Below are 19,524 nucleotides of genomic sequence, written 5' to 3'. Positions count from 1 at the left end.
CGACCGAATGCCGTGCCCGCGCCTACGCCTATGCTTACGGCGCGGTGGAGTCCACCGCCACGTGGGAAGAGTCCGCCTGAACCCGAACGGCTGCCCCGGCGTCGAGGAAGTAAACGTAGGCTTCCTTGACGGGGCGGCCGTAAACGGCCGTCACGGCTGCGGCGTACACCCTTATCTGTCCTTCGTATGCCGCGGCCGCCGCGCGCGGGTCTCGCTCGCCAAGCGGCCCAGTCTTGAAATCGATGAGGACGAAGCCGTCTCCCTCATCGACCAGACAGTCTATGATGCCTTGCACCACGACCCGTTCGGCGTCGCACGCGGCCTGCTCGGGGATGTCCGGATAAACCGTGTGTACATCCATACCTAGGTAGAAGGGGACCTCTCTTCTCACGCGGTCCCGCGCTTCCACCACGCGTTTCCCGAGCGGGCTCGCGAAGAACCGCGCAACAGCCTCGACGTCAACGGTCCTTGCGAGGTCTCTCGTGAGGAGGTCGCACGCCACCATCTCGTCCACGCGGGCCTGGATGCCTGGCACGTCCAGCCTGCCGGCGAGGTCGACGTGCTGGAGCACGAGATGTATAGCCTGTCCGCGCTCGGCCGGGGTGATCTTGAACTCTCGCATGAACCTTGGCTGCTCCGGGAAGGTCGCGAGTCCCCGACTGACATCGCCCACCTCCTCCCCTCTCGGCTCTGCATCGTCGCGCCCAGGCTCGAACTTGCGCTTTATCTCGGACCAAGTCGTTTTTGCCGCACGCCCCGCCAGCGCGCCATACGGGTAGCGCCACCGGATGTGCGCTTCGACCGCTTGCCTGAACTCGGGCGCGAGGGTGCGGCCGAGCGACTTGCCAAGAGCCATCGCTTCCAAGACGGCGCCGTCCGCCGCCCCGGGTTCCGGATGGCCCCATGCCCGGCCGGCTCGAGGCACGTCCGAAGCGTTCCATATCTTGACCTCGAAACAGGATGGGTCCTCGCGCACCGCTGCGTCCAGCGGGTCCCCGCTGATCCCTGCGAGAGCGCGGATGCAGGCACCGCATCGGTGGCGCGCCAGCGCGCTGCCGACCCAGTCGAGAAAGCCGCGTGCGGAAAGGAGGATGTCGTCACCTAACTCCCAGCCCTGGCGGGACACGACCGCGCACCACCGCTCGGCCTGTTTTCCGAGGTCGGTTGCGGAGCCCACCAAGATCAAGCGTTCCTTCGCACGCGTCATGCCCACGTAAAGGATGCGCATCTCCTCTGCAAGCGCGTCCACCCTGGCCCTTTCTTTGACAGCGCGGTGGGCGAGCGTGGGGTACTTCACCCTGCGATGGACATCGCACAGCATGGGCCCAAGGCCGGCATCGGGATGGAGGAGGACGTCACCCGCAAGATCCCTCAGATTGAACTCTTTTCCGAGGTCGGCGAGGAAGACCACGGGGAATTCCAGGCCTTTGCTCTTGTGGACGCTCATGATCCTCACGACGTCCTCTGCCTCGCCGAGAGCCCGCGCCGTGCCAAGGTCGCCCTCGGCGTCCTGGAGCTGCTCCACAAACCTTAGGAACCTGAACAGGCCCTGCCGGGCGAATCTGTCGAACTGGCGCGCCCGCTCGTGGAGCGCCCGGAGATTGGCTTGTCGCTGGACACCACCGGGCATCCCGCCGACGTAGTCGAGGAAACCAGTCTCGCGGTAAAGGCTCCAGATGAGGGTGGAGAGCGGCACCTTCCTCGCGAGCGTCCGCCATCGCTCGATGTCGCAAAGGAACCTCTGGACCCTCGTGCGGAGGTCCTCCGAGCAAAGGTTCACGCGTCCGGCGCCGGGCACCGTGCCACCATCGCCCCCTGACTGGGCGGCGTCCGTCGCGCCCTCCCCCCCGGCCGCGACCGCCTGGAGAGCGGCATAGAAGTCCCCGTGTTCGTGGCAAACGCGCACGCGCGCGAGGTCGTCGGCGCTGAAGCCGAATATCGGCGATCGCAGCACAGCGGCAAGCGGGATATCCTGCATGGGATTGTCGATCACGCGGAGGAGAGAGAGCATGACCTCCACCTCGGTGGCCTCGAAATAGCCGGTGCCGAGCTCGGCGTAGGCGGGCAGGCCCGCTTGCCTGAACACCTCCAGGAAGACGTTCGCACGTTGCCGTGTGGACCGGAGAAGCACCACGATGTCACGGTAGGATACAGGCCGATACGCCCCGGCGTTGCGGTCCCACACCAGGAACTCCGGTCCGGGCTTCTCGGGAGTACCCGTCACCATCCTCAAGATTCGGTCCGCTATGAACCGGCCTTCGAGCTCGAGGGCCTCTACCTCCTCGGGTGTGGGCTCGTCCTCTCCTCCCGAGGCTTCCGTGGCCGTCTCCGGCCGCTCTCCTTCGTCACCGCCCATCCCGCCCGCGCCTTCGCCTGCTTCCTCAGCCGAGTCGTCGCCGTCTTCGTTCACCCCTTCGTGAACGATGGCGGGCTTCCTTTCGATGATATGGACTTCAACAGGGAAAGCGCCCGCCGTTCTCACGTCGGAGCCGACGCCCGCGCCTGGACCTGCATCGGGAATGGACCCCGCGCCCGATTCGTCGGGGTAGTCTGCCCCGTACACGAGCTCGGCAGGGCGGTCGTACACGATCCCCGCGACGCTGTCAGAGAACACCTGGCGAAACACGAAGTTCACGGCATCTATCACCGCCCGCCGGCTGCGGAAGTTCTTGGAGAGGTCGATCGTGCGCTCCATGCCGGAGACCGCCGTGGAATACGAGCGGTATCTCTCTGTGAAAAGCCGCGGCTCGGCCAGGCGGAACCCATATATGCTCTGCTTCACGTCCCCCACGACGAAGGTGTTGGCGCCGCGTGACACGAGGGTGAGGATGGCGTCCTGGACCGGGTTGATGTCTTGGTACTCGTCCACGAGCACCTCCTCGTATCTCTCGGCCAGCTCGCGTGCGATATCCGTGGGCTGGAATCGGCAGCTTTCCTCGTCCCACGTTCCGAGCGCTTGCAGCGAGAGGTGCTCTAGGTCAGAGAAATCAACGAGCCCCCGTGCCCGCTTGGCCTCGCCATACCGACGCGCGAACTCTCTCACCACCCTGACGAGTTCCTCCATGAGTGGGGCCACCTTGCGGACATCCGCGATGTAGTCCTCAGGGGGACGGGAGAAGTACGTCTGTTGCGCGCGCAGCACGAGTCGCCTCGCAGCGTCACGCATGTCCTTTGCCCTCTTCTTGAGCGTGTCGTTGCAGGCCCCGCCCTTGATCCTCGGAAGCCTCTCGAAGGAGAGCCCCGACATGCTCTCATAGAGCCCCGCGAACCCGCTGGCCTTCGCTGCCTCGAGCATCCGGGAGCAGGCCGCGATGTCGTTTTGTAGCACGGCAGCGTACTCGCGTGGTCCGTCGGGCGAGCCTGCAAGGTAGAGAGCCTGCTCGAGAAGACCTCTGGCCCGGACGAGATCGCGGCTCACCGCCTGGACCACCGTTCGAGTCCACGGCAGAGCGTCTATCGAAGCCGTGGGCTCGATGTGGAACGCGTCCGCCATCTTGTCGAACCACGCGCCAGGCCTCGACTGGCCACGGGAACGCTCGTAGATGCGAACCACGAGTTCCCGTAGCGCCTCGTCCCCCCGCTCGCCCCCGTACGCTTCCACGAGGTCGATGAACGCGCCGCCCTGCGACCCTCCGTAGCATTCCTCGAACAGGTCGTCCGCTGTCTCTAGCCGCAGGAGAGCGGCCTCCACCTCGTCCATGACGCGGAACGCGGGATCGATATCGAGCCGGTAGAAATGCTGGCGCACGACCTTGTGGCAGAACGAGTGGATCGTGGATATGTCAGCCTTCTTCACGAGGACGAGCTGCCTCGCGAGCCTGGCGGGGTCGGGCCCCCTGCTCGCATCGCCCTTCGACAACAGCGTGTCCAGCGCCGCGCATATCCGCTCCCGCATCTCCGCCGCTGCAGCGTCAGTGAACGTCACGACCAGAAGCCTGTCGATGTCCACAGGGTGTTCGGGATCGGTGACAAGGCCGATCACCCGCTCCACCAGCACGGAGGTCTTGCCGGCCCCTGCAGCAGCCGATACGAGGAGATTCCGTCCCCTCGTGCTTATGGCTTCCCACTGCTCGGGCGTCCAGCGAGCCTTGTTCGCATTGACGTTCCCGCGAGCTGTGGCGGTCATGACACGTCCCCCTCAGAGGAAACATTGCGCTCAACCGCGGCCCAGAACTCGTCATTCTCCAGACACACGGCGTCGCGGTACTCGTTGCCGGGCAAAAGGATATCGAAACCACAGACGGGCTTGAACTCGCACCATTGACAGGCCCTGAACTTCCCGCGCCTGTACGGCCTCGCGGCGACCTCGCCCGCGACGATCCGCGACGACAGCTCCCTCACCTTCGCCAACAGGAACCTCCGAAGCGCCCTGTATCTCTCGCGGGCGATCACGTTGCTCCCGCTACTCTTCGCGACCTCCCCGTCTTTCGTGAGACGAGCCGGCACGATGTCGGACGCTCCCTGGATCTTCTTGTCCATGAGCCGCACCACGTCCGGACCGCCCACGATCACCCCGGTCATCTTGAGCATTCGTTTCCTCCTGCTTTCAAGGTCATCGTCGTCGACCGGACCTGACGCGCTTACCAGCGGGTCCGCCGCGGGAAAGTACAACGCCCCGGCGGGCTCGGCCCGCCCGCGCGTGAGCGCCTCCGAATGGTCCTCCGCGACGGCAAGGTACACGAGGAGTTGAAGGGCGATCCCGTCGTAGACGTCCCGGAGGTCCAGCGACCGCTGGCTGCTCTTGTAATCTATCACGCGCAAGTACGAAACGCCCCCGGCCTCCGCCACATCCACCCTGTCTATGCGCCCCACGAGCACTAGCCGTCGCCCGTCGTCGATCTCGAGTTTGAGGCCGGGAATGCTGCTGCCCTCGAGGCGACCGTGCCCGAAGGCCACCTCTCGGCCAACAGACCTAAACTCGCTGCGACAGGCATGGTCCTTCAGCACTTTGGCAGACCGCCTGAGAATTCGAGTGAGGACCCGCTCGATGTACTCATACCTTGCTGATGACCTTAGTATCTCGTTCTGCAACCGAGGGGCGAGCTCCTCGACGATCCTGGCTACCTTCGCGTCTATCTCGGCGTCAGACAGGCCCGCAAGAGCGCGTTCGTCCCCAAGGTCGTCCACGAGCTTGCGAAGGGTCTCGTGAATGAACGTCCCCATGCCAGGTGGCTCGAGCCGGAAGAGCTCTCGCTCGGCGAGGCGGAGGGCCCACCCGGCGAAGTGAGCGAACGGGCAACGCGCGAACGCCTCGAGTCGCGAGACGCTGGCCGTCACGGGGTCTGGGTAGAGAGCGCGGGCCGTGTCGTCTCCCAGCTTCCCCACGTAGTTCGTGAACGCGAGGCTCTTCAGCACTCGCAGCGCACGCTGCCGACGTTCGGGATCCTCCACGAGCCACTCGTAGAGGTCCAGCCAGAAGGGGTCCCACTCGCCGGCGGCGCCATGCGGGCCCGGTTTGGCCGGCCCCAGGCTTCCCCGGAAGTGGCGGACGACCAAGGCCGCGGCTTTCGCCTCAGATGTGATTGCGTCGAGGGCTTTCTCAGATGACGACGGCACGTCCTCGCACGCGAACTCCTCGGAGAGCGTGGGAAACATGGCCTTGAGCTGCGCCGTGACCGGCGAGGGGCGGATTGCGCGCCCTTCGCCGTCCGCCATAGGATAGCTCACCCAAAGGCGATCCCAAGCCCTCGTGAGTGCGACGTACACATGGTACTGCTCGTAGAACTGCTCCACACGGCTTGTGGGCGCGAGCGTCAACCCTCTCTCCTGCAGTATCTCTCGCTCCCGGTCGGAGAGCACGGTTCCCTCCGACACCCGCCTGGGGAAGGCGTCATACGTGGCTCCGAGCACGAATGCAGCGCGAAGGGCCGGGTGCCTCGACCTTTCCACGGACCCCACGATAACCTGGTCGAGAGCAGGGGGGATGAGGCCAAGGGTCATTCCCTGGAGGCCCGCCTCGACGAGCTCCCTGAAGCTCGAAACGTCCGTGACTTGGTCGCCCAGGGCCTGGACCACCTCGTCCAGGAGGTCGAGCACAGCCTTCCACACCTGCTGATGCTCGCGGGCACCTTCGACGTCACCGGCATCCGCAGCCTCGCGCGCCCATTCCTGCAGGCGCTCGCGCACGCCGAGCGCGGCAAGAAGCTCGAAGAGGGCCCTCGCCATGTCGTGTACAGGCTTTGCGTCGCACGCCGCCACCTTGTGATGGAACTCGGCGAGCGCCGCCGTGGCTTTGGCGCGCGCCTCACCGAGCGTGCGCGTCATGTCCTCGTCTTCGGAGCGCACGCGGCTCGAGCCTGGGTCCGAGCCCGATTCCGAGGCTGAGTCGGAGCCCAAGCCCGAGGCCGAGTCCGAGGCGCGCGTGCACGTCCACACCTTGTCATCAAACCAGCGCGTGCCCCTTATGCCGCGGGCCAGCACGAAATTCTCGAGGAGGTCCACCTCGCGACGGGATAGCGGAACGAGGTCTGTCTTGAGATAGCGGAAGACTGGGTCGTAAGCCCAATCCTCACACACCACATCGAGGGCGGACCTCACGAGCTCCACGAGGGGATGATGGCCCACGGAACGCCGACGATCAATGAAAAACGGAATGCCGTGGTCCTTGAAGATGGGCTCGATGAGGTCGTGGTAGGCTTCGAGGTCCCCCACTATCACGCCGATGTCCCGGAATCTCATCCCGTCCTCGCGTGCCAACCTCAGGATCTCACGCGCGGCGGCTTCCACCTCGGCGCGGGGGTTCGTCGCAGCCACAAGCCGTATTCCGTGCGGCTCCCCCTTGAAAGGTGCGGGACGCCGTGGCCCGAACTCCCGCTCGAGGTGGCGAAGGGGAGCGGACCGCACGCCCGTCGACGTGCTCCCGCCCATTCCCGGCCCGGCGCCGGACGCCGCAGGCGCCCGCAGGATCACGGGGGGCTCGACCCCCACGCCGAGCTCTCGCGCAAGCGCGACCAGTCTCTCGTATGTCTCCCTCGTGGGGCGGAACACATCCGTGTCACGAAAAGGGTGGTCGATCGCATCGGGGTCCAAACACAGCGCCACGCTAACCCGACGAGCCGCGCAGAGAAGCGCTTCGAGCACCGAGTACTCCTGAGGCGTGAACCCTCGGAAGCCGTCCACCCAGACCAAAGCGCCTCTCGTCAGCGTGGAGTGGGCGATCCTCGAGGCGGCTAGCGAGAGATGGTCGTCGGGGTCTTGGAACTTGTCGCCCAGGTACTCGCGATATGCCCGCACCACCACCGCAAGGTCATGCAGCTTGAGGGCGACTGGCGTCATGCCGAGGCCTGCCTTGTCCAACTCGGCGGCCCTGGCTTCGAGATCCTCGGGGGTTACCCGGTACATCGCGAGCTCCCGGAGAGTTTCCGCAAGGCACTGCGCGAACCCGTACCTCTCCGACCCTTTCACGAAGAGCGAAAGCTCGCCCGCCTTTTGCCGGATGAGAGACCGCAGCACCATGAGCTTTCCCAGATCCCCTATGTCCCGGCGGGCGCCGCCGCCAAGCTCCTGGAGCACGCGGCCGGCAAGCCGTTTGAAGCTCAGGACCTGCGCCCTCATGAAGCCGGGCAGATCCGGGGTGTTGACGAGCGCGCGTTCCACCTGAAACGTCGCCTGCTCGGGGACGAGGATTATCATGGGTGGGCCACACGGATCCTTGCGAAGGGCCTCGCGGACCTCGTTCAAGCACAGCGTGGTCTTTCCCGTTCCCGCGCGACCGAGAACAAACCTGACTCCCACAAGCGCACCCCGCTTCCGGAAGAGATGACCGGGAGTGCCGTATCTTATTATGTTTTCCTTGCCGCGCCTGGAAATCCTGCACCTCCCTGGCGACCGTCAAGCCCCGTCGCCCGGTCGATTAGCCTTGTCGATTAAGCCTTGACGAACGGCGCTCGTTACGTCATTCTGGTTATATGGACGCGGCGCCGCCGGCCTCGTGCGTTTCCGCCCCCGACGGACGGGCAAGGAAGCGGGTGCGAGCCGGCGCAGGCGCACACACGTGGTGGCACGCCCCGCCCGCGGAGACGGGCAGAAGGAGGAGCGAGGCAAGTTGAGAGCGCGACGTCGACGGTTCTCGAGGGACCCAGGGATGTTCCACGCGACCATAGACCCTGAGGGACCAGGCGTGATCCGCCTCCACCTCAGGCGGTCTGGAGGAACGGTGCTCGCTGCTATCGCGAGGCGCCCCAGGAACCTCCTATGGATAAACGGCAGCCAGCTCCTGCTCCTGGACGAAAGCGCCGCCGACGTGGTGCAGGCGCTCATAGAAGTGGTTCACGAGCTCACGCGGCCGGGCAGTGAGGTCTCGGAGGAGACCTGGTCAGAGGTGAAGCGCGAGACCGCCCGCCGCGTGCATGAGCTTTACCCGCGCGTGCCGACAGCCGAGATAGAAGCGGACATCGACTACATGTATGGGCTCATCGCGGAGCTTTCGCGCGGCGCGTGCCCGGCCGAGCGTGGCGTTCCCGGGCGCGTCATGTCTCGGGTCGAGTGGCGAGCTCCCGCCCGCATGGACCTCATGATCGCCTCCATGGGGCGCTCAGGTTGTCAGAACGCGTGCGCCTGGTGCTATGCCTCGGATATGCCCAACGTGCGAGAGCTCGACACCGAGTCATGGAAACAGGTGCTCGACCGCTTGTGGCGCGCTGGGATACCTATGGTGAATTTCACGGGTGGCGAGCCCACCATGCGGCGCGACTTGGTGGAGCTTGTACGCCACGCCGAGAAGTTCGTGACGGGGCTCATCACCAATGGCAGAGCACTTGCGGACCTCGTGGGCAAGTTGAAGGCCGCGAGCCTCGATTACGTTCAGGTGAGCATCGAGTCGGCCGACCCGACGGTGCACGATGCCATCGTGGGCTCGGCGGGCGCTTGGGAGGAGACGTGCGCGGGCCTCAAGGCGGCTCTCGGCGCGGGCATGTATGTCTCCACCAATACCACGCTCACAAAGGCGAACGCCGACGGGTTCCCCAAGCTCCTGCGTTTCTTGGCGGGCATCGGGGTAAGGTATGTGGGCTGCAACACTCTCATCCAGACAGGACGTGGTGCGAGACATCCCGACGCCATAGAACCCCAGGCCCTCAAGGGCGTGCTTGCCGAGGCCGCGGCCGTGGCGCGCGAACTGGACCTGGAGTTCAGCTGGTTTTCGCCCACGTGTTACAAGGACCTCGACCCGGTGGCAATGGGGTTCGGGGCCAAATCGTGTTCGGCGTGCCACACGAACATGGCGGTGCGGCCGGACGGGGTGGTCGTGCCCTGCCAGTCCTGGCTGCACGGCGAAGGTCTCGGAAACATCCTTACGACCCCGTGGGAACGCATATTCAACCATCCGCTCGCACGCAAGGTCAGGGCCCACGGCTTCGCTCCGCCGGAGTGTGCTCGATGCCGTCACTTCGTCTTGTGCGGGGGCGCGTGTCCCCTCGAGATGTTGAACGCGCGGGGCGGGCACGGGGAGCGCGGGAAAGCCGGTGCGGAGAGCGACGTCGCTTGCGGCGCCCCGCGTAGCCGCAGCGAAGGCGGCCTGGAGGAGCAGCCCAGCACGAGCCTGACAGGGAGGAAAGCACGATGACGAACGTGCCCAGAAGGCTTCACCCCCCGACAGCGTTATCGGAGACACCAGGCGCGGCAGTGTCAAGGCAAGTAACCGGGTCGCGCCCCACCCGAGACTTGCGCAGACTCGTATGGGCTCTGGCGATGTGCCTCGCGTGTCTCCTCGCCGCCGGGTGGCGGGTCACCGGTCCTGGCGCGAGCGTGGCATGCGCTGCCCAGGATACCGGCACGTACCGCATACGCAGTTACGTCGTGAGCATCGCCCCTGAGCCGGATGGCAGCTGGATAGCCGATTACCACCAGGAGTGGGAGGTGACGGGCGGCCACATTCCTTGGGTCACCGTGGGTCTCCCGGACCACGACTACGTCATTCTCTCCCGCGGAGGCGCGGCCGCAGAGGTTAGCCGCGCTGACTACGGCTCTTGGAGCGGCGTGCGGGTCGATCTCGACGCAGACTACGGCACGGGCGATGTCTTCGACCTCAGCTTCCGGGTCCGTCAGGAGAGCATGGGGCACCCCAGCGGAGCGGACGCTGTCGGATTCGAGTTCGTCCCCGGGTGGTACGACCGGGCAAGGGTCGAGCAGCTAGAGATCCGCGTGAAGAACCCGGGCGGTCCCGAGGACGTTTTGTACGCGTCGCCGGAGCCCTCACAGAGGACCGGTGAAGAGCTCGTCTGGCGAACCAGCCTCGACCGGGGGGAGCGTTTCAGGGTAAGTTTCGCGTTCTCGTCAGGCCTCTTTCCCGACCTGAAAGCCCCGACCAAGTCGGGAGCCGGCGCGGGAGGCGATGGGCTTCGGGGGACCGGGGCGGTGGGCCAGCAATCAGCCGCGAGGCGCGCGGCCCCCGCGGTGGTCGCCGTGTTCGCGCTGATGGTAGTCATTGCAGTCGTGATCCTGGTCACCATCATCGTCGCTCTTGCGGCCGCCACACGGGGCGGGTACACAGGCAGACGCGGTGTCTACTACGGCACCTATTTCCCCATCCCCCCGGTCGGGCATCCTTCGTGGGGCTCAAGGCCTGGCCGTTCCCCGCACGCGGGCGACTCCGGCGACAAGTCAGGCGGGTCTCGCAAGTCAGGCGGAGGAGGCGGCTTCGGCGGCAGAGCCATCGGCTGTGCTTGCGTCTCATGCGCTTGCGCGTGCGTATCGTGCGCCTGCGCCTGCGCGTGCGCGGGCGGCGGCGGAGCCGGTTGTGCCCGCAAGTTCGACGGCGGAGGCGCACGTCCGGCCCATGCGGGCGCCTCAGCCTCCATCGCAGCATCCCCTTCGCCAGGGGATGCAGTCGCCACCGCAGTCTCCACCGATGCGTCCGCGACACCCGGGGCATCCGGAGCGCCCGAAACGGCTAAGTCGCCTGGGGCATCTGGAGCGCCCGGAGCATGCGAGGCATCTGGGCCATCTGGAGCTCGCCCGGAAGCTCGCCCGAGAGACCGTAGTCAGCCCGGTCAGCCCGGAGCTGAGGATCCGGGCAAACACCCGAGGGGCGCCCACACGCTCTCTCTGCTGCTGATGGTGGTCGTCGCGGCCGGGCTTTCGCTCTTCGTGGCCTCAAACGCTGCAGGCTGCGTCCGAGGCGGCGCGTCTTCCGCGCCGCAGCACGAGAGAGGCCCATACGACGAGAACGTTGAGGTGCCTACCGGCGACCCGGCGTTTCCACGCCTTGGTCGTTACTGGGTCGTCGACCCGCAGGGGCTCGTGGGGGAGCGGGCGGCCAGAGCCGCGGACCAGACCCTCGAAGCCTTGCGTGCGGCCGGGCTGGCGGAGACGGTCATAGTCGTGCAGCCTGGCGTGAAGCACCCCGCCGACTGGTCCACGCACTACGGTCGCTGGCTGATGCTGGGGGAACGAGAGGGCTCCCAACGTAACAACGGCCTGGTGTTCCTGATCATCCCCGATGCCCGTCCCGAGGAAGGGCGGGTCTGGTACAGCGTCGGCCGAGGGTTGCCGCGTCTCACGTCGTCTGACCTGGGACCGCTCATAGAGGAGGCCGCATCTTACGCCAACGCTGGAGACCTCGACGGAGCTGTTGTGTCTATCGCGAGGAATATCGACGACATTCTGCGCAAGGTTTATGGGGAGGGAGAGCAATGAGAAGGGGATGCCTCTTCGGAATCGCGGGCCTGGTCATCGTGCTCTTGGTGGCAGCTGCTGGATTCTCGTGGGTCATGGGGATTCAGCGCAACATGGTCAATCTCCAACAAAGCGTGCTCGCCCAGGAAGGACGATACGGCGCCGCGCTCGAGACTCTAAGCGAGAAGATCAAAGGCATATGGGCCATGGAGAAAGACTTCCTGGAACATGAGAAGGATACGCTGACCGACGTTATAAAGGCCCGCGCCCAGGCATTGGACAGCGCCGGGCAGGAATTTGCGGCTGCGGCGGCCGAAGGAGACCCACAGAAGACCATTGAGGCCGCGACGCGGTTTCGTGAGGCTGCCGAGGGCCTTGCGCTCTCGGTCAACGTGAATGCCCTGCGTGAAGCGTATCCGCAGCTCTTCTCGCCAGCCATAGTTCAGCAAACCATGAGAGGGCTTGAGGAGGCAGTGAACGAGATCCGCACAGCGCTCGATGACTGGCAGGTGGCTATAAGGGACTATAACACGTATAGGTCGCAATGGCCGCAAAGCTTCGTGGGCGGGGCGCTCAACTTCCCGGCCTCCTACGACTACTACAAGGCCGAGAAAGCGAAGCTCGACATGGATGCTCTCATGCCGAAAGACTGAGGGATCACCAAGGGATCACGCAGGATCACTGAGGATGCGCGCCAAGGGCTGCCGGCCTTGCCCTCTTGGGACGGCCGCCTGCGGCGCGCCTCGTTCGCGAATTCCGCACGTGAGCCCGCCAAACCCCGGCACCTGTAGTGCGCGCACCGGCGGCCCGGCCCGCCCAACCTGAGCTTCCCGCGTTGTCGCTTCAACCTCCGATGGCTCAAAGGGCGATGGACGACCCGGCGCCTATGATCCCTGCGATCACGACGACCAAAAGCGCGAGGCCAACCAGGGCCGCCACTGGAATCACTATGCTGAAGACACACGTGCCGATGGCTGCCCTCGTGGACATCCCGTGTGCCTCGCGCAGTGAGATCACGCTCAGAGCGGCCACCCAGACCACGACCCCGATCGATGCAACGGTGGACAAGCCTGCCACCACGGGACCACCCACTCGCGCGAGCACCATGAGAGGAAGGAGAAGCAACGCTGGGAACTGGGCAAACCCCATCGCCGAGACAAGCCCGGCGAAACTCCCCTCGCCACCGAAAAGCAACGCTGCAAGGTGAAGGATGCCCACTCCGATGAAGTAGCCCACGGTCGACGCAACGATGGCAACGATGAGAACCGACCCCAGCAGGTCCTCGAACGTCACCCCCGGCAAAGCGTCCAGGTTCGCTTGGGAGAGCATGCCGAAAGACAGAAGCGTCACGGCTCCGACGACGACCGCGAACGCCCACCACACAGGCTTCTCCTCGGCCACGGCCCGGAGCGCCTCAACGGGGCTCGCCATCACCCCGTACAGCCAATCGAGAACTCGGCCGGACACATCCATCCTCCCCTTCGCGCCCCACCCGTTCCTCGCGGCATCCCCTCAATAACGCATCTCCAACATCGGCTGTTCGCGCAGCCGCCACAGGAGGCGTTCCTCAGGGCTGAGCACGACGGTCTTCGCAAATGCCTGCACCTCTCCCAGGAGGCCCCACAAGTCGACCAGGAACACGGGTGCCGGCACCTCGTACACGACCGGAGACTCCACGCCCGCAAGCTCCGCAGCAGCCGCCACAGCGTCGTCGAGGTCGCCGAGAGAGTCGACGAGCCCGAGCTCCACTGCTTGGCTTCCCAAGAACAACTCGCCCGTGGCGAGCTCGCGCACCCTCTCGACGGGCAGGCCCCGATGAGTCGCGACGTACGCCACAAACTGCTCATAGGCTGCGTCGGATAGTTTCTGAACGAGCTCACGTTCTTCTTGGGTGAGGGTGCGCTGGTACATGTCTTTGTGCTGGCCGGATTTTATGACCTGATCCTTGATGCCGAGCTTGTCGTACAGCCCGTGTAGGTCCATGATGCTTGTGATGACCCCTATTGAGCCAGTCATCGTGCCCGGCATCGCGAAGATGCGGTCCGCAGGTGCTGCTATGTAATAGCCTCCCGAGGCAACGATGTCCCCCATGGAGACCACGACCGGCTTTGAGAACTCCTCGATCATTCCGGCTATGGCCTGGGAAGCGGCAACCGACCCTCCTGGGCTATCTATCCTGAAGACGACCGCTCTGACCGAGGAATCAGCCTCCAGCTTCTTGAGGTACCTGGCGACCAACCTCGGGGTTATGCCCCCCGTCGTCGCCACTGACGATCGCCCCTCGGCGATCGCACCATCCAGGTATGCCACGGCGATCTTGTTGCCTGACGCCCCCAAGCGACCGCGCGTCGCCAGTGGTTGGTTCGAAGGAGAGGACGGCCCCATCTGGATGAGCACGACCACGGAGAGGAGCGCCAGACCGATCACGCCGAAGACTAGGACTCTCCTCTTCCTCACCGCGTCTCCACCCCCTGCCGTCCGCCGAGCCCTATCGGCCCCCGCCCCGTATCACGCAGGAGGCCGGCGGGCTGCCAGCGGTGCGCCCTTTCTCACCATATTCGCGCGATTACAGCCGTATGTTTCGATAATGGCGCTTGAGTTCCTCCCGGCTCACGAAACACAAGCGGTCTTGGCTTCGGGCTTCAAGCGGAGAGCCGTGCGACGAGTTCTTTCAGGAACCACTCCACGTCGCTCACGATGCCCACGGCCTGCAGGCTTCCCCTGTCCGCGAGCTTGGTCACGGTGGCGGGGTTGATGTCCACGCACACAGTCTTCACGCGGCTGGGGAGCAGGTTCCCGGTGGCGATCGAATGAAGCATGGTGGCCAACATCAACGCGAGTTCAACGTCCTTTATTTTCGAGCGCATCTCGTCCTGCGCCTTGACCGTGTCGGTGATGACGTCAGGCAGCGGTCCGTCATCGCGGATGGACCCCGCCAGCACGTAGTCCACGCCGTGCGTGATGCAGGCGTGCATGACGCCCTTCTTGAGCACCCCCGCCTCCACGGCGGCGCGCAGGCCGCCCAGCCTGCGGATGGTGTTGATGGCCCGGAGGTGATGCGCGTGGCCCTCCGCGGCCGCCGCGCCGTTCTCGAGGTACAAGCCTAGGGACGTGCCGTACAGCGCCGACTCTACGTCGTGGGTCGCCACAGCGTTCCCTGCGAAAAGCACGTTCACGTAACCTGCCTGGATGAGGGCTGAGAGATGCTTGCCCGCGCCGGTGTGGATGACCGCAGGGCCAGCGACCGCAAGTATCTTCTTGCCGCGGGCCCTGATATCCCTCATGGTCCTGGCGATCTCCTCAACAACGAGCGCCTTGGGCCTTTCGCTCGATACGGGGCTCCCCATGAAGCTGAATATCTCTCGATGCCTCGCCCTCTCCAGCGGGACCACCTTGACGCCCCTTGACCCGACGACCAAAAGGTCTCCCTTCTTGACGCGGTGCAGCGGCACGCAGCGGGCGGTCGGGGGCGTGCCAGAGAGATCGACCACAATGCCGCAATCCATCTCGATGTCGCTTACAGGGATCCAGGACCCTGCCACCCGCACGAAGGTGTCCAGGTTTGTAGTGGAGTAGAAACCCTCTGGGAAGACGCCGTCCTGCGTCGCCGCCTCCAACGCCACTTCGTCCTGATCCACGACGGTCGCGCCGAGGCCCCGCACTTCCTCCACTATGGCCTCGAGCTCGTCCGGCGTCAATGCCTTGATCTCGATCCTGGCGTAGCTCGTGTCCTGCTTCGTTCGACCGACCCTGATCTCCTCGATATGGAAGTCTCCACCCATGTCCATGATGGCGTCCATCACTCTGGGGAGAATCCGGGAATCGATAATGTGACCTGAGAGTTCAATCGTCGCCCTGACCATTGCCGATGCCCCCAATGTGATTTGCAACCAGCTTACCTTGGGGGGAAAGGAATGTCAATAGCCCCCTACAGTCGTTTCCAGTCCGCGGAGAGCCCAGCGGATGCAGCCAAGACGGCTGTCGCATCTTTCGTTCGCGGCGCTCGGCATCGTCTCTAGGCAAGGATGTCTTTTCTTCTGTAGACAATGTAGGTCGCCACAAGCGCGGCCGCGTTGACTGCAAGCACGAGCGCCACGTACACGCCGTCGATTCCCTGGGTGAGAACGTCCGCAGCGCTGGCCCACTTCATCGGGGTTACGTACCGCAGGAACCCCAGCTTGTTGCTGGTGTCGGCCGCTATCTGCAGAGCGTACGCGACCAGGACGAGTCCGAGCGCGCCTGAAAACACGGTGCGGGTCCTCGAGACGAACACCGACCCGAGAAACCCAAGGTTGGCGAATGTCAGGAGGACTAGCGTGGTCATGAGCGCCAGGTTCCAAAAGCTCCCCGCGCTGAAGTCGCCCTCGTAAAACGCGAGGATCGCCCCGTACGAGGCGAACCACACCACAGCGCTGAAGAGCAAGACGTAAGCGGCGTACGCCCCGAGCTTCTCCGTCAGCACTCGCTGCCTGCTCACGGGCCTGGTGAGGAGGAATTCTATAGTTTTCTCGTTCTCTTCCCTCGCCAAGAGGCTTGAGCTCAGGAGGAATGAGAAGATGCTTCCGAGTTTCAGGTCTCACCGGCATTGTACGGTTCGCTTACCATTTGGTCAATGTCGCCGCAGGAGCCACCGAGGTCGCTCGTGGCCACGACATCCGCACCGGTGCCGAAGACGTCGCGTACCACCACGTCGCCGGCCTTCACCGGCGGGCTGACGCACTCCTCAGCCAGCAGCCTCGCAGCTTTCAGAAGGAGGCGCTTGGGAATCGGCCGGTCGGTCTTCACGGGAAGGAGCGGGTGATCGGGACACGTTGTGCGTACAGTGAATGTCAAGACCCGCCTCGGGTCGTACCGCTCGAGCAGCGCGTACTCTCGTCCCCGGTCGCACTTGTTGCCCCTTACCTCCACCGCGTCCAGGACAGTGACTTCGCACCCAACAGGACAGACGACGCACGTCACCGTGAACTCGTTCGAATCCTCGCGCACGCAGAATCACGCCTCCCTTTCGACTATCTTTCGACTATGGACACGGTCAGTGCGTCACCCTTCTCGGACGGGATCGCAAGCCTGTCCACGTTCACCTGCATCATCTCGCCAGGACGAACCTTCTGCTTTCTCTGACGCCGCAACACCCTTCCGGCGATCGACACCTCGAGCACCACGTTCTCCGCGGGCTCGCTTGGACGCAGGGATATGGTGAGGGTCCTCGCGGCGGCGGCCGCCGCTGCAGGTACAGCATCGCCGTGCCGGACGAATCGTTGCGGGACCACGTACCGGACGTTTCGGCCGGGTCGGATCTCCCCCGTGGTGCGGATCGCTTGGAGTGACTCAAGTCCCGCGTCTTTGCCCGCCTCGCCTAGGACCGGGGTCCGGGCTGCCACCCTGGCTCTAGCCGCGGCAGCAGCGCCTGCCACCATGCCGTCCTCGGTCACGTGGTCCACGAGGTCGTGCACGTGGACGACGTTGCCGCAGGCGAAGATGCCAGGCACGCTCGTCTCCATCTCGTCGGTGACGACGGGCCCTCCCGTGGCAGGATCGAGCTCGATGCCGCACGCCGCTGAAAGCTCGTTCTCAGGGATGAGGCCCACCGAGAGGAGCAGTGTATCGCAGGGGATGAACCACTCCGCGCTCGCGATGGGCACCTTCGCGTCGTCCACAGGAGCGACGCTCACCCCTTCCAGCCTGTCGCGGCCGTGGATACGGGAGATGGTATGGCCCAGGTACAGCGGGATATCGAAGTCGCGGAGGCACTGCTGTATGTTCCGGGCAAGCCCGCCCGGATACGTCATGATCTCCACGACGGCCTGGACTTTCACCCCTTCAAGGGTGAGTCGCCGGGCCATGATGAGGCCGACATCGCCCGATCCCAGAATGACCGCCTGCCGCCCCGGCAGAACGCCCTCGATGTTCACGAGCCTCTGGGCGGTGCCTGCGGTGAATATCCCCACCGGCCTCGTGCCGGGGAGCACGAGCGCCCCGCGCGGGCGCTCCCGGCATCCCATGGCAAGGATTATGGCACCGCACTGGAGCACGACGAAGCCATGATGGGGCGACACGGCCGCCACGCGACGGTCTTGCGTGACTTCGAGAACCATGGTCTCGAGCATGAACTCGACGCCCGCCGAGGCCGCCTCGTCGACGAACCGAGCGGCGTATTCGGGGCCTGTCAGCTCCTCGCCGAACCATTTCAGCCCGAACCCCGTGTGTATGCACTGAGGAAGGATTCCGCCCAGGCGGACGTCGCGTTCGATGACCACGACCCGCTCCGCCCCAGCCCGCTTCGCGGCGACGGCAGCGGCAAGCCCGGCGGGGCCACCGCCGATCACCGCCACGTCCGCGCGCAGATCCTTTCCCTTCGGTCCTGGAAACGCCTCCAAAGAACCTACCTCCCTGTTGCTGGTGACATATGATGCGACACATGGGCCACGGCCGGCCCCGGGCCATCGCCGGCTTCCTCCTGGGCTTCGCGCAGCAGGGCTTTCGCCGGATACGGCGCGATGGGCGAGCTTGGGCCTCGCTTCGTGATCGCCTCGAGGGGAACCCCAAGCTCCCGGCTGAGTATCTTCATCACCCTTGGCATGCAGAACCCGCCCTGGCACCTTCCCATTCCTGCGCGCGTTCGAAGCTTGACCCCGTCCACCGTCCTCGCGCCCCTGCGGATGGCGTCCAGCACCTCGGCCTCGGTCACCGTCTCACACCTGCACACGATGCGACCGAACGAAGGGTCTGATTCCACAAGCCGGGCCTGCTCGGCGCGGGAAAGCTGCGAGAACCGCACAGGCGCGGGACGGATGGGGTTGAACCCGCGGCGGGCACGCGCCTCGAGCCCCTCATCGCGCAGGATCCCGACCACCATGCGCGCGATGGCGGGCGCTGCGGTGAGACCGGGTGACTCTATCCCAGCCACGTGCACCATGCCCCTAGTCACCCCGGACGGCCTTATGATGAAATCGCGTTCGGAAGACGCCGCGCGCAGGCCCGCGAAGGACGCTATGACGTCGCGAGGGGAGACGGCCGGCACCATGCGACGAGCGGCGGCGAACACTGCTTCAAACCCCGCTCTCGTCGTAGCGAGGTCTAGGCGGTCGCTGACATCTTCAGCGGTGGGGCCGACCATGATGTTCCCGTCCGCCGTGGGGATCACTAGGATCCCCTTGGACACCGGGGTCGGCACCGGAAACACCGTCGACCGCACGAGGCTCCCGACGCGTTTGTCCAGCAAGTACTCCTCGCCTTTCCTCGGGCGTATCTCGAAGGACTCGTCCCCTGCCATGGCCGCGATTTGGTCTGCAAATAGCCCCGCGGCATTCACCACCCATGTGGTCTCGATGATCGCTTCGGCCGTCTCGACAGCAGCGATCCGGCCTTCTCTCACGTGAAGCGAGGTCACCGGCGAGCCTGCCATGAAACGGACGCCGTTGGCCACGGCGTTCTCAACCAGGGCGAAGGTGAGCTGGTACGGGCACACGATCCCACTGGTCGGAGCATGGAGCGCACCCACCACCTCCGGGGCGAGCCCGGGCTCCAGCGCGCGGGCTTCACCCGCATCAAGGAGGCGAAGGCCCGGCACGCCGTTGCGGCGCCCCCGGTCGAGGTGTTCGCGCAACACGTCGACCTCCTCCGGAGACATGGCGACCATGAGGCACCCGTTGCGCCTGAACGGCACGGACAGCTCCGCGGCGATCTCATCGAACATGGCATTCCCCTCAACGCACAACGAGGCTTCCAGCGTCCCGGGAGCCGAGTGGAACCCCGCGTGCACAACACCGCTGTTGGCCTTGCTCGTGCCGAAGGCTGGCTCCACCTCGCGCTCGAGGAGGACCACGGCCAGATCGTATCGAGCCATCTCCCTCGCAATTGCGGCGCCGATCACGCCAGCTCCGATGATTGCTACGTCAGCTTTCATTATCG

The 19,524-nt window shown here is 65.2% G+C and carries 12 protein-coding genes; 3 read left to right on the top strand and 9 right to left on the bottom strand.

The genetic code is table 11. The features are described 5' to 3' along the window. Nucleotides 1-34: 34 nt before the first annotated feature. Nucleotides 35-4,126, bottom strand: a complete 4,092-nt coding sequence (locus GX515_00640; GenBank protein HHY31518.1) for a UvrD-helicase domain-containing protein — start codon at nt 4,124-4,126, stop codon at nt 35-37. Further along, on the bottom strand, nt 4,123-7,734 hold the full coding sequence (addB, locus tag GX515_00635) for a helicase-exonuclease AddAB subunit AddB (protein HHY31517.1): 3,612 nt from the start codon (nt 7,732-7,734) through the stop codon (nt 4,123-4,125). Before addB ends, GX515_00640 begins: the two co-directional genes overlap by 4 nt. 310 nt (nt 7,735-8,044) lie before the next feature. On the opposite strand from addB, the gene GX515_00630 reads away from it, so the two are divergent. Genes GX515_00630 through GX515_00620 form a run of 3 tightly spaced genes read left to right on the top strand, consistent with a single transcriptional unit; the run spans nt 8,045 to nt 12,266 of the window. After that, entirely contained in the window at nt 8,045-9,562 is a 1,518-nt protein-coding gene (locus GX515_00630; GenBank protein HHY31516.1) for a radical SAM protein, read from the top strand. Next, nucleotides 9,559-11,634 (top strand): TPM domain-containing protein, encoded by a 2,076-nt coding sequence (locus GX515_00625; protein ID HHY31515.1) that lies wholly within the window; start codon nt 9,559-9,561, stop codon nt 11,632-11,634. Before GX515_00630 ends, GX515_00625 begins: the two co-directional genes overlap by 4 nt. After that, nucleotides 11,631-12,266 carry a LemA family protein gene (locus GX515_00620; protein ID HHY31514.1) on the top strand — a complete coding sequence of 212 codons (636 nt, stop codon included), beginning with the start codon at nt 11,631-11,633 and terminating at the stop codon, nt 12,264-12,266. Before GX515_00625 ends, GX515_00620 begins: the two co-directional genes overlap by 4 nt. 205 nt (nt 12,267-12,471) lie before the next feature. Here the strand turns inward: GX515_00620 and GX515_00615 are convergent, their stop codons facing one another. The 7 genes from GX515_00615 to GX515_00585 form a co-directional block, all read right to left on the bottom strand. Continuing rightward, nucleotides 12,472-13,080, bottom strand: coding sequence for a YIP1 family protein (locus tag GX515_00615; GenBank protein ID HHY31513.1), 609 nt, complete (start codon nt 13,078-13,080; stop codon nt 12,472-12,474). Nucleotides 13,081-13,125: 45 nt separating this feature from the next. Beyond that, entirely contained in the window at nt 13,126-14,070 is a 945-nt protein-coding gene (gene sppA / locus GX515_00610) for a signal peptide peptidase SppA (GenBank protein ID HHY31512.1), read from the bottom strand. A 185-nt stretch (nt 14,071-14,255) separates the two neighbouring features. Further along, entirely contained in the window at nt 14,256-15,476 is a 1,221-nt protein-coding gene (locus GX515_00605) for a TIGR00300 family protein (GenBank protein ID HHY31511.1), read from the bottom strand. Between the two features lie 152 nt (nt 15,477-15,628). Further along, on the bottom strand, nt 15,629-16,141 hold the full coding sequence (locus GX515_00600; GenBank protein HHY31510.1) for an ABC transporter permease subunit: 513 nt from the start codon (nt 16,139-16,141) through the stop codon (nt 15,629-15,631). A gap of 41 nt (nt 16,142-16,182) precedes the next feature. Then, nucleotides 16,183-16,599 (bottom strand): DUF1667 domain-containing protein, encoded by a 417-nt coding sequence (locus GX515_00595; protein HHY31509.1) that lies wholly within the window; start codon nt 16,597-16,599, stop codon nt 16,183-16,185. Between the two features lie 23 nt (nt 16,600-16,622). Beyond that, complete coding sequence (locus GX515_00590) at nt 16,623-17,957, bottom strand: FAD-dependent oxidoreductase (protein ID HHY31508.1); 1,335 nt, start codon at nt 17,955-17,957, stop codon at nt 16,623-16,625. A gap of 38 nt (nt 17,958-17,995) precedes the next feature. Continuing rightward, nucleotides 17,996-19,519, bottom strand: coding sequence for an NAD(P)/FAD-dependent oxidoreductase (locus GX515_00585; GenBank protein HHY31507.1), 1,524 nt, complete (start codon nt 19,517-19,519; stop codon nt 17,996-17,998). Between the last annotated feature and the right edge of the window lie 5 nt (nt 19,520-19,524).

Source organism: Bacillota bacterium (genome assembly GCA_012842395.1).
In the GTDB taxonomy this organism is placed as follows: Bacteria; Bacillota; SHA-98; order UBA4971; family UBA4971; genus UBA6256.
The sequence above is the reverse complement of the archived record's forward strand: the minus strand, read 5'-3'. Positions and strand labels throughout refer to the sequence as shown.